The organism is Burkholderia sp. HAN2018 (assembly GCF_024704855.1).
Classification (GTDB): domain Bacteria; phylum Pseudomonadota; class Gammaproteobacteria; order Burkholderiales; family Burkholderiaceae; genus Burkholderia; species Burkholderia cepacia.
Window position 1 is genome coordinate 1 of sequence record NZ_QOBB01000235.1, and the last position, 10551, is coordinate 10551.

At 70.2% G+C, this 10551-nt stretch carries 9 protein-coding genes; 4 read left to right on the forward strand and 5 right to left on the reverse strand.

Annotation, left to right across the window (positions count from 1 at the left end):
- The 4 genes from DPV74_RS34410 to DPV74_RS34425 form a co-directional block, all read right to left on the reverse strand.
- A partial coding sequence (locus tag DPV74_RS34410) for an ATP-binding cassette domain-containing protein (protein WP_240440068.1) occupies positions 1-1669 on the reverse strand: 1669 nt, incomplete at its 3' end.
- Positions 1666-2739 (reverse strand): HlyD family secretion protein, encoded by a 1074-nt coding sequence (locus DPV74_RS34415; protein ID WP_027792315.1) that lies wholly within the window; start codon positions 2737-2739, stop codon positions 1666-1668. The genes DPV74_RS34415 and DPV74_RS34410, both read right to left, overlap by 4 nt.
- On the reverse strand, positions 2736-4232 hold the full coding sequence (locus DPV74_RS34420) for an efflux transporter outer membrane subunit (protein ID WP_091923009.1): 1497 nt from the start codon (positions 4230-4232) through the stop codon (positions 2736-2738). Before DPV74_RS34420 ends, DPV74_RS34415 begins: the two co-directional genes overlap by 4 nt.
- A 209-nt stretch (positions 4233-4441) precedes the next feature.
- Positions 4442-4630, reverse strand: coding sequence for a DUF2964 family protein (locus tag DPV74_RS34425; RefSeq protein WP_027792317.1), 189 nt, complete (start codon positions 4628-4630; stop codon positions 4442-4444).
- Positions 4631-4909: 279 nt separating this feature from the next.
- Between DPV74_RS34425 and DPV74_RS34430 the strand changes: the two genes are divergently transcribed.
- Genes DPV74_RS34430 through ftsH form a run of 3 tightly spaced genes read left to right on the forward strand, consistent with a single transcriptional unit; the run spans position 4910 to position 8052 of the window.
- The gene (locus DPV74_RS34430; protein WP_091923100.1) at positions 4910-5557 is read left to right on the forward strand and encodes a BON domain-containing protein; all 648 of its coding nucleotides are present in this window, start codon (positions 4910-4912) and stop codon (positions 5555-5557) included.
- Between the two features lie 38 nt (positions 5558-5595).
- Positions 5596-6105 (forward strand): BCAM0308 family protein, encoded by a 510-nt coding sequence (locus tag DPV74_RS34435; protein ID WP_091923010.1) that lies wholly within the window; start codon positions 5596-5598, stop codon positions 6103-6105.
- Between the two features lie 33 nt (positions 6106-6138).
- On the forward strand, positions 6139-8052 hold the full coding sequence (gene ftsH, locus DPV74_RS34440) for an ATP-dependent zinc metalloprotease FtsH (protein ID WP_119338818.1): 1914 nt from the start codon (positions 6139-6141) through the stop codon (positions 8050-8052).
- 23 nt (positions 8053-8075) lie between these two features.
- Here the strand turns inward: ftsH and DPV74_RS34445 are convergent, their stop codons facing one another.
- A complete protein-coding gene (locus DPV74_RS34445) occupies positions 8076-9869 on the reverse strand; it encodes an adenosylcobalamin-dependent ribonucleoside-diphosphate reductase (protein ID WP_119338819.1) in 1794 nt (597 codons plus the stop codon).
- Between the two features lie 230 nt (positions 9870-10099).
- Between DPV74_RS34445 and DPV74_RS34450 the strand changes: the two genes are divergently transcribed.
- Positions 10100-10551 (forward strand): 1-phosphofructokinase family hexose kinase (locus DPV74_RS34450; protein ID WP_240440069.1); only part of this gene is annotated, 452 nt, incomplete at its 3' end.

Below are 10551 nucleotides of genomic sequence, written 5' to 3' on the forward strand. Positions count from 1 at the left end.
CGGCGCCGGCCCGGGCGGCGGGGGCCTCGGGCGGCGCGCTCAGCCAGCCCGCGTCGGACGCGGCGTCCATCGGAACGCTGTCCGCACGCTGCGCGTCGGTCAGGTACGCGATGAACGCCTCCTCGAGCGTGCCGGCGCCGCGCATGCGCACGAGTTCCCCCGGCGACGCGCTGGCGAGCACCCGGCCCGCGTGCATCAGCGAGATGCGATCGCAGCGCTCGGCTTCGTTCATGAAGTGCGTCGAGATGAAGATCGTCACGCGATCCTGCCGGGCGAGCTCGATCATCAGCCGCCAGAAGTCGTCGCGCGCGACGGGATCGACACCCGACGTCGGCTCGTCGAGGATCAGCAGTTCGGGCTTGTGCACCATCGCGACCGCGAGCGACAGCCGCTGCCGCATGCCGAGCGGCAGGCTTTCGGGTAACGCGTCGAGTACGCCGGTGAGCCCGAAGCGCCCGGCCATTTCGTCGACCCGCCCCGGCACGTCCGCCTCCGGCACGCCGAACAGGCGCGCATGCAGCACGAGGTTCTGCCGGACGGTCAGCTCGCCATACAGCGAAAACCCCTGCGACATGTAGCCGACCCGCCGGCGCGTGTCGATGTCGTCGGCCGCGACCGGCTGGCCGAACAGCGTCGCCGTGCCTTCGGAGGCCGGCAACAGGCCCGTGAGCATCTTCATCGTCGTCGACTTGCCGCAGCCGTTGGAGCCGAGGAAGCCGAAGATCTCGCCGCGGCGGATTTGCAGGCTCACGTGATCGACCGCGACGAAATCGCCGAACCGCATCGTCAGCCCGTCGGCCTCGATCGCGTAGCCGGCGGCGGGTTCGGGCTGAAACGGCGCGATCCGGATCGGCTCGTGCCCGCGCCGCTGCGCGTCCGGGAGCAACGCGACGAATGCGCCTTCGAGCGTGTCGCACCCGGTGCGGGCCAGCAGCTCGTCCGGGCTGCCGGTCGCCAGCACCCGCCCGGCGTCCATCGCGATCAGCCGGTCGAAGCGCCGGGCTTCGTCCATGTACGCGGTCGCCACCAGCACGCTCATCGCCGGGCGGGCGGCCCGGATGCGCGCGATCAGTTCCCAGAACTGGGCGCGCGACAGCGGATCGACGCCGGTCGTCGGTTCGTCGAGGATCAGCAGGTCAGGATCGTGGATCAGCGCGCAGCACAGGCCGAGCTTCTGCTTCATGCCGCCGGACAGCTTGCCGGCGGGGCGATCCAGGAACGGGTGAAGGCCAGTGCTGCGCGTGAGCGCGTCGATCCGGCGGCGCCGCTCCGCCGCATCGTGACCGAACAGCCGCGCGAAAAACTGCAGGTTTTCCTCGACGGACAGCGTCGCGTAGAGGTTCCGGCCCAGGCCCTGCGGCATGTACGCGATGCGCCGGCACACGCGCGCGCGATGACGGCGCGACGCCAGGTCGCCGCCGAGGGCCCAGACGCGCCCCTGCTGGATCGCGCGTGCGCCGGACACGAGCGCGAGCAGGCTCGACTTGCCGACCCCGTCCGGGCCGATCAGCCCGACCATGCGGCCGGCCGGGATGTCGAGCGTCACGTCGTCGAGCGCGGCCTTGTCGCCGTAGCGCAGCGAGACGCCGGACAGCCGTGCGACCGGCGCGGGTGCCGGCGGCGTTTCGGTCGCGCCGGCACCCGTATCGGCCGGGAGCGCCGATTTCATTGCGGCACCTTGATCGCGAGGCGCGCGGGCCACGCGGCGTTCGGATCGACCTTCAGCCATGCGACACCCGGCAGCCCGGTCTTGACGAGCTTCAGGTGGCGCTGCAGCAGGTCGCGGTCGATGCGCGCCTTCACCCGGAACATCAGCTTCTGCCGCTCGGTGGCCGTCTCGACCGTCTTCGGCGTGAACTGCGCGGTGCTCGACACGTACGACACGCGGGCCGGAATCACGTATTCCGGCGCGGCGTCGAGCACGATCCGCACGTCGGCGCCGAGCGGCACGCGGCCGACGACCGTCTCGGGCAGGAAGAACGTCATGTAGACGTCCGACAGGTCGACCACGTTGAGCACCTTGCCGCCGGCCGGCAGCACCTCGCCCGATTCGGCCACGCGATACTGCACGCGCCCGTCGCGCGGCGAGGTCAGGTCGCTGTCCGAGATGTCGGCCTGCACGCGCGCGACGGTCGCCTGCGCGGCCGTCACCGCCGAGTGCGCGGCGACCAGCTGGGCCCGGGTTGCGTCGATCGCGGCCTGGGCTGCCTGCACCTGCGCGCGCGCGGCATTCACGGTCGCCCGCAGGCTGCCGGCGCGCGCGCGATCGTCGTCGAGTTCCTGCATCGACGACGCGCCGTCGCGCGACAGCGTTTCGGAGCGCGCGAGCCGCCGCGTCGCCGCATCCAGTTCGCTTTCCCGCTGGACGACGACGGCCTCGGCCGCCGCCTTGTCGCTGCGCCGCTGCGCGACCTGGGCGTCGATGCTCGCCGCCGTGTTCACGGCCTGCGCCTCCCGGGCGCGCGCCTCGTCGAGCTGTGCCTGCAGGACGACCACGTCCATGCGCGCGAGCGGCTGCCCGGCCTTCACGAAGTCGCCTTCGTCGACGAGCATCGCAGTGACGCGCCCCGGCAGCTTGGTCGCGACGTCGATTTCGGTCGCCTCGATGCGGCCGTTGCCGCTCACGAGGCCGGCATCGGCCTGCCCGTCACGCCAGCGCGTCCATCCGAAATACGTGATGCCGATCGCGAGCACGGCGACGCCTGCCCCGATCAGAAGAGGGCGCTTGAGGGTTTTCATCGTGTGGAATCCGGATTCGTCGATTCGTTGGTCGGTCGCGCGAGAGCCGCGTCGCCGTCGTACGTGGCGCCGCCGAGCGCGCCGTACAGCGCGACGCGGCTCGACAACAGCGCGCGACGCGTCATCACCCATTGCTGCTCCGCGTTCATCAGGTCCCGCTGCGCGTCGAGCACCTCGAGGAAGCGGGTGGCGCCGCTGTCGTAGCGCAGCTTCGCGAGGCGGGCCCGTTCGGCCTGCGAATCCAGCGTGGCGCGCTCGATACGCACCTCGTCGGCCAGCCAGTAGCGGGACGCAAGCGCATCGGACACGTCGCGAAACGCGCTCTGGATCGTCCGCTCGTACCGCGCGAGCGCTTCGTCGTGCTGGGCGTGCGCGAGCGCGAGATTCGAGCGGTTGCGGCCGCCGTCGATCAGCGGCAGCGTCACGTTCGGGATCACCGACCAGACGCCGGTGCCGGACGTCAGCAACTCATGCAGCGCGCTGCTGCCCGAGCCGATCGAGCTCGTCAGCGCGATGCGCGGAAAGAACGCGGCGCGCGCCGCGCCGATGTTGGCGCGGGACGCCTGCAGTTCGTGTTCGGCCGCGATCACGTCCGGCCGCTGCGCGAGCAGCGACGAGGGCAGGCCGGGGGCGAGCGACGGCGCGACGGCGTCGTCGTCGAGCGCGAGCGGCGTGCCGGCCAGATCCGGCGGCGCACCGACCAGCAGGGCCAGTGCCTCGGCCGCCGATGCGCGCGCCTGTTGCAACTGGGCGCCGAGGGATTCCGCTTGCTGCAGCAGGATCTCGGCCTGCGTCAGGTCGAGGCGCGAGATCGCGCCGGCCGCATGGCGAAGCCGGAAAATCCGCAGCGACTCGCGGCGCGTGTCGATCGTCGCGCGGGTCAGCGCGATGCGCTCGTCGTACTCGCACAGCGTCAGGTACGCGTTGGCGACCGACGTAATCACGCTCAGCGTCGCGGCACGCCGGGCCGCATCGCTCGCGAGATAGCGCTGCAGCGCCGCGTCCTTCAGGTTGCGCACGCGGCCCCAGAAATCGAGCTCCCATTGCGTCTCGGCCAGCCGCACCTCGTAGACCTGCCCGATGAACGGTGTCGGCGTGAGGAACCCGCCCGGCGCACGAAACCGCGCATAGGCCGCGCCGGCGCCGATCGTCGGCCACTGGTCCGCGCTGCGGATGCCGTAGACGGCACGGGCCTGTTCGACGCGCGCGACGGCCGCGCGCAGGTCGCGATTGTTGGCCAGCGCCTGCGCGATCAGCGCCCGCAGGCGCGCATCGACGAAGTAGTCCTGCCATGCGGGCACCGGCGCGGCCGCGGGCGTGGCGCCGGCCGACGGATCCGGAAAGGCGGCGGGGATCGGCGCGGCGGGACGCTGGTCCGGCGGGGCGAGCGACAGGCATCCGGACAGCAGGCCGATACCCGTTGCGAGCGCAACGAAACGCCCGTACCGGGAAGCTGCAATGCGGAACACGACGGGAAGCGCGGTGGCGCGCATGGAAAGCCTCGGCGAATACGGAAACGCGGGGTGGCGCCGCCTCGTGGCGTCGCCGCTTCGGGTTCACTTATATCCGACGATTGACGCTCCTACCCTTGATCTGCATCACTTCGGCGGGAATGCGTTTCGAGCGGTGCTTCGGTTGACAGGCGCGCCGGAACATGGCCCTGGGCCGGCGGGTTGCACCGGGCCCGACGCGGTCGCACGCGTCACGGCCGGTCGCCAGGGGCGAGGTTCAGCAGGACGGCGAACGAGAGGATGCTCAGGATCAGCGTGACGATCGAGTATCTGAAAACCCGCTCGTCGAACAGCATGCCGTGAATGATGCCGGCCAGCGATGCGAGCGCGATGAATACGCTGAGCGTTGCCAGCGAGATGCGGTATTGCCTGCGGTTCATGACGGTCTCCCGGGGAGCGGCTGTCGCAACGATACGAAGCGTGCGGGCCGCCACGAATGTCGCGGCGGCCGGGGACATGATCGCGTCGCACCCCGTCGCGCAGTTGATCTGCGTCAACGGAAAAATCGGGATCGAGTGTGCGCGAGTGCGGCTGCCGCAAGCACGGCGTTGATTGATCCTCGTCAAACCGCCGGCGCCGCCTTGCGCGATGCTGAATCCGGTGCGGCCCCATCGCCGATCGCGAATGTCGCGACCGGCACGGGCCGACAGGAGACGGCAATGAAGTCCGATGCAGCACTCAAGCAGGATGTCGAGCAGGCGCTGTTCTGGAATCCGGCGGTCGATGCACGGCGGATCGACGTCGACGTACACGACCGGATCGTGACGTTGCGCGGCACGGTCGACAGCTGGGCCCAGAAACTCGAGGCGCAGAAAACGGCGCTGCATGTCGAGGATGCACGCGCGCTCGTGCTCGAACTGAACGTTGCACCGCAGGAGAACGCGTGCGCGGACCAGGAACTGGCGATCGCGATCACCTTCGCGCTCGGCTGGCAGGAGGCGCTGCGCGATCACAAGATTCGCGTCGAGGTCGATCACGGTTGCGTGACGCTCGACGGTGAAGTCGATCATGCATACCAGAGCCGGGCAGCGGAAAAGATGGTCAGCCGGATGATCGGCGTCGTCGGCGTCGCGAACCGGATCCGGGTGCGCACGGACCACACGGTGCCGGACGTCGGCACGCGGATCGCCGAAGCGCTTGCGCGTCGCGCGCGGCGCGAATCCGCGGGAATTGCGATCGACGCGGCCGACGGCGTCGTCACGTTGACGGGCAAGGTCGCGTCGCTCGCCGAAAGGCGCGCCGCGTGCGGTGCGGCCGGATCGGTGAGAGGTGTCCGGGAGGTCGTCGACCGGCTCACCGTCGGCTGACGGCTCGCCAGTGCCGTCCACTGCGAGGAGACGTAGTCATGAACCGTTCGAATTCCGGCCCCGGCCGACACCCTCTGCGCCACGACAGGCGCATGCAGCCGCATACGAAGGACAGTTACCGCGATCCGAAGCGGCCGAAGGGCGACAGGATCTGCGAAGGCTGCGGCGCCGTCTGCGACGCGGGCCGCTGGACGTGGTACGCGACGCCGCTCGACCGGCGCCAGCTCGAATGCCCGGCCTGCAAGCGCATGCGGGAAAACCTGCCGGCGGGCGAACTGGTGCTGCACGGCGTGTACCTGTGCGCGCACCGGGCGACGATTCTCGACCTGCTCGAGCGCCAGGCCATTCTGGAGACGAGCGAGCACGCGCTCGAACGCATCATGGAAATCGAGAAATCCGCCGATACGCTCGTCGTCCGCACGACGGGCGTGCACATGGTGCGACGGCTGGGGGAAGCGTTGCTGCATGCGCATCACGGCGATCTCGTGATCCACTATCGCGATGGCGAGGACATCCTGCGCGCGCAATGGACGCGCAACGACGCATGAACGGAGGGGTGTCCGGCGAGCGGGCCTGATGCGATGAAAAAATCATTCGATTACTCCGGACTGCTGATCCCGTTCGTGTTTGCCGCGCTGGTGGCGTATCAGCTGCTGATGACCCGGCCGGCAACAACGTCGATCCCGTACAGCGACTTTCACCGCCTGGTCGACGCGCGGCTCGTCGACGATCTGGACATCGGCCAGTCGTCGATTTCGGGCGTGCTGCGCATGCCCGAGGCCGCTGCGAACCTGCCGGCCTCCGACGCGGCCGCCGTGAAGAAGGCCGGGCCGCCGTGGCGCTTCACGACCAACCGGGTCGCTGACGATCGCCTCGTCACCGAACTCACGGCCGCCGGCATCCGCTATCGCGGCGTGCCGGATTCGGGCTGGCTGGAAACGCTTGCCGGGTGGATATTGCCGGTGATCGTCCTCATGACGTTCTGGAGCTTCATGATGCGCAGGCCGGGCGGGGTCCGGGACTTCAGCGGCATGGGCAAAAGCCAGGCACGCGTGTACGTGCAGCAGGAAACCGGCATCACGTTCGACGACATCGCCGGCATCGACGAGGCGAAGGCCGAACTGCAGCAGATCGTCGCGTTCCTGCGCAACCCCGAACGCTACCAGCGGCTCGGCGGCAAGATCCCGAAGGGCGTGCTGATCGTCGGCGCGCCCGGCACCGGCAAGACGCTGCTCGCGCGCGCGGTGGCCGGCGAGGCGGCCGTGCCGTTCTTCACGATCAGCGGCTCGGCGTTTGTCGAGATGTTCGTCGGGGTCGGCGCGGCACGCGTGCGCGACCTGTTCGAGCAGGCCCAGCAGAAGGCGCCGTGCATCGTGTTCATCGACGAGCTCGATGCGCTCGGCAAGGCGCGCGGCGTCGGCCTGATGTCCGGCAACGACGAGCGCGAGCAGACGCTCAACCAGCTGCTCGTCGAGATGGACGGCTTCCAGGCCAATTCGGGCGTGATCATCATGGCCGCGACCAACCGGCCGGAGATCCTGGATCCGGCGTTGCTGCGGCCCGGGCGCTTCGACCGCCACATCGCGATCGACCGGCCCGACCTGACCGGCCGCAAGCAGATCCTTGCCGTGCACACGAAGCGCGTGAAGCTGGCCCCGGAGGTCGACCTTGCCGAGCTGGCGCAGCGCACGCCGGGCTTCGTCGGCGCGGATCTCGCGAACGTCGTCAACGAGGCCGCGCTGCATGCGGCCGAACTCGGCAAGCCGGCGATCGGCATGGCCGACTTCGACGAGGCGATCGATCGCGCGATGACGGGCATGGAGCGCAGGAGCCGCGTGATGAACGACGAGGAAAAGCGGACCATCGCGTACCACGAGGCGGGGCACGCGCTCATCGCGCAAAGCCGCGTGCAATGCGATCCGGTGAAGAAGGTGTCGATCATCCCGCGCGGCATCGCGGCGCTCGGCTACACGCAGCAGGTGCCGACCGAGGATCGCTACGTGCTGCGCAAGAGCGAGCTGCTCGAGCGGCTCGACGTCCTGCTCGGCGGGCGCGTCGCCGAGGAACTCGTGTTCGGCGACGTGTCGACCGGCGCGCAGAACGACCTCGAGCGAGCGACCGCGCTGGCGCGGCACATGGTCATGCAATACGGGATGAGCGCGAAGCTCGGCCTGGCGACGCTGGACGACGCGACGCCGCAAGGCGGTTCACCCGGCGTATGGACGCCGGGCGACGGCCGGTGCAGCGAACACACCGCGCAGTTGATCGACGAGGAGGTGCGCGCGCTGCTCGAAGACGCGCACGTCCGCGTCGCGGCGACGCTCGGCGAGCATCGCGACGCGCTGGAACGGATCGCGCGGTGCCTGCTGCAGCACGAGTCGATCGATCACGACACGCTGGTGGCGCTCATTACGCCGCCGGACGATCGCGGCGCGGCGCCCGAGCCGGCGCGAGCCGATGCGGAGCCGGTAGCGGCCACGGACACGTCGGCCTGACCCGCGACCGGCGATCGGGCCGCTCAACAGCCGATGCAGACCGCGCCGTCGCGCAGTTGCGCGGTGTCGTCGGTGACGACCGACGCGAGCCGCGGGTCGGGGCGGAACACCGTGATGCCCTTGAGCCGGTCGCGCCACGCCGCGAAGAACAGCGCGTCGACCTGCGCCAGCGAACATTGGCTGTCCAGCGTCACGGTCTTCGAGATGCCGGCGTCGACGCAGGGCTGGAGCGCCGCGAGCATCGCGACGTGATCGAGCGGTGCGATCTCGGCCGCGGTAGCGAAATAGTCCGGCAGCTCGACGCCGTCGCCATGCAGCGCGCGAAACAGCCGGTAAGCATGGTTCTGCACCCGGAACGCGCGCACCTGCCCGTCTGCCGTGCGGACCATCCGGCGCTGCGTCCAGCCGACGGCCGGCTCGATGCCGTTCGAGCAGTTGTCGCAGAACGCGAGACTCACGCTGCCGGCCGGCGCGAACGACAGCAGATGGCTGTTGCGCAGCCCGTGCCGGTCGATCGCGTGATGCACCTTCAGCGGCAGCCGCATGCGGTAGGCGGGGCCGGTCAGGTAAGCGGCCGGATCGTAGGCGGGAAACGCGCCGAGCTCGGCGGCCAGCGCGGCCGATGCGGCAAACGCGTGCTCGCGCATCGTCAGCGCGATGCTGCGCGCACATGCGCGCGCCTCGACGCTGTCGTAGCGTAGCCGCAGCATCGTCAGCGCGTCGCCCAGGCCCGTCACGCCGACACCGATGCGCCGTGTCCGCTGCGCTTCACGTGCATGAGCGGCGAGCGGCCATGCGGTGAGGTCGAGCACATCGTCGAGCAGGCGCACCTGGACATGCACCGCGTCGGCAAGCGCCGCGAAATCGAAGTGCGGCTCGCCGCCGATGCCGAACGGATGAAGCACGAACCGCGACAGGTCGATCGGCCCGAGCACGCAGCTGCCGTAGGGCGGCAGCGGCTGTTCGCCGCACGGATTCGTCGCGTCGATCCGCTCGTGCTCGCGCAGCGGGTTCGCGTCGCGGATCGTGTCGAGGAACAGCAGCCCGGGTTCGGCGCTGTCGCGTGCGGCGTTGACGATCGTTTGCCACAGCTTGCGAGCAGGAACCGTCGCATGAAGGTAGCGCCCGTCCTGCCGCCGCGGCGACGCAACGTCGGCTGCATGGCGCGGCGCGTGATGGACGAGCGCCCATGGCAGATCGTGCGCGACCGCTTCCATGAACGCGTCCGTGATGCCGACCGACAGGTTGAAGGTCGGCCAGCGCGATCGCCCGCGCTTGGCCGTGACGAACGCGGCCAGATCCGGATGATCGCAGCGCAGCACGCCCATCTGCGCGCCGCGGCGCGGGCCGGTGAACGGCAGCGTGCGGCACATCGCATCGAAGCGGTCGATCGCCGCGCAGGCGCCACGCTCGGACGACAGGCGGCGTTCGTACGCGCCGGCGGGCGGCACCGGCGAGAAGTCGTAGCCGATTCCGCCGCCCATCAGCAGCGTGAGCCGGGCGTCGTCGAGCGCCTGCGCGAGCGCCGCGTCGGTGCCTTGCAGCGGCGTCTCCACGGGAACCGCGAGCGGGTGGACGAAGCAGTTGATCATCGTTCCGCCTGCCGTCGAGCCGGCATTCGCCATGATGCGGCCGGCGCCGATCGCGCCGCGCTGCAGGTTCAGGAAGAACGTGCGCTCGGCCCGGGCGCGCAGCGCGGGCGGCTCGGCGAGTGACAGTGCACGGGCGACACGCTGGAAGACGGCCGCGCGCGACGTTTCGCCGGGCTGCGCATAGCGCTCGGCGAGCACGGTGGTGCAAAGCGGCTGCTCGTCCATGGCGGGGCTCGGCGACGACGGATGATTCACTGTAAGGGCCTGCCCGCCCGCGTCGTTGATCGAGCGCAATCCGGCGCGGTTGCGGCATCGTTTGACGGTCGTCAACGCGGTGCGAAGGGGCATGCGTAAGGTGGTGGCAGGGCCGGCCCGCGTCGATGGCCGGAACGCGGCACGGCCGCGGGCGGGCGCCGCGCAAGCCCGCGAATCGTGTCTTCCACCGACCACGCGCCATGACCGAGATCGTTACCGTCACGTTGAATCCGGCCGTCGATGTCTCGACGTCGGTCGAACATATCGTCGATACGCACAAGCTGCGCTGCGCGCGACCCAGGCGGGACCCGGGCGGCGGCGGGATCAACGTCGCCCGGACCGTTCACCGGCTCGGCGGCGACTGCGTTGCGCTGTACCTGGCGGGCGGGCCGACGGGCGACGTGTTGACGCTGCTGCTCGAAGCCGAACACGTGCCGTCCGTCCGCCTGCGGATTGCCGGCGAGACGCGCGAGAACGTGTGCGTGACCGAGACCGCGACGGGGCGTGAATACCGTTTCCTGATGCCGGGGCCGTCGGTCACGGCCGCCGAGTGGCGCGACTGCGCGGCCCGCATCGCGGCCTTGCAACCCGCGCCGCGCTATCTCGTGCTGAGCGGCAGCCTGCCGCCCGGCGCGCCGGACGACCTGTATGC

Coding starts and splice junctions, on each gene's coding strand:
- DPV74_RS34425 (WP_027792317.1), bottom strand. CDS start 4,630: ATGAACCGCAGGCAATACCGCATCTCGCTGGCAACGCTCAGCGTATTC.
- DPV74_RS34445 (WP_119338819.1), bottom strand. CDS start 9,869: ATGGACGAGCAGCCGCTTTGCACCACCGTGCTCGCCGAGCGCTATGCG.
- ftsH (WP_119338818.1), top strand. CDS start 6,139: ATGAAAAAATCATTCGATTACTCCGGACTGCTGATCCCGTTCGTGTTT.
- DPV74_RS34420 (WP_091923009.1), bottom strand. CDS start 4,232: ATGCGCGCCACCGCGCTTCCCGTCGTGTTCCGCATTGCAGCTTCCCGG.
- DPV74_RS34430 (WP_091923100.1), top strand. CDS start 4,910: ATGAAGTCCGATGCAGCACTCAAGCAGGATGTCGAGCAGGCGCTGTTC.
- DPV74_RS34435 (WP_091923010.1), top strand. CDS start 5,596: ATGAACCGTTCGAATTCCGGCCCCGGCCGACACCCTCTGCGCCACGAC.
- DPV74_RS34415 (WP_027792315.1), bottom strand. CDS start 2,739: ATGAAAACCCTCAAGCGCCCTCTTCTGATCGGGGCAGGCGTCGCCGTG.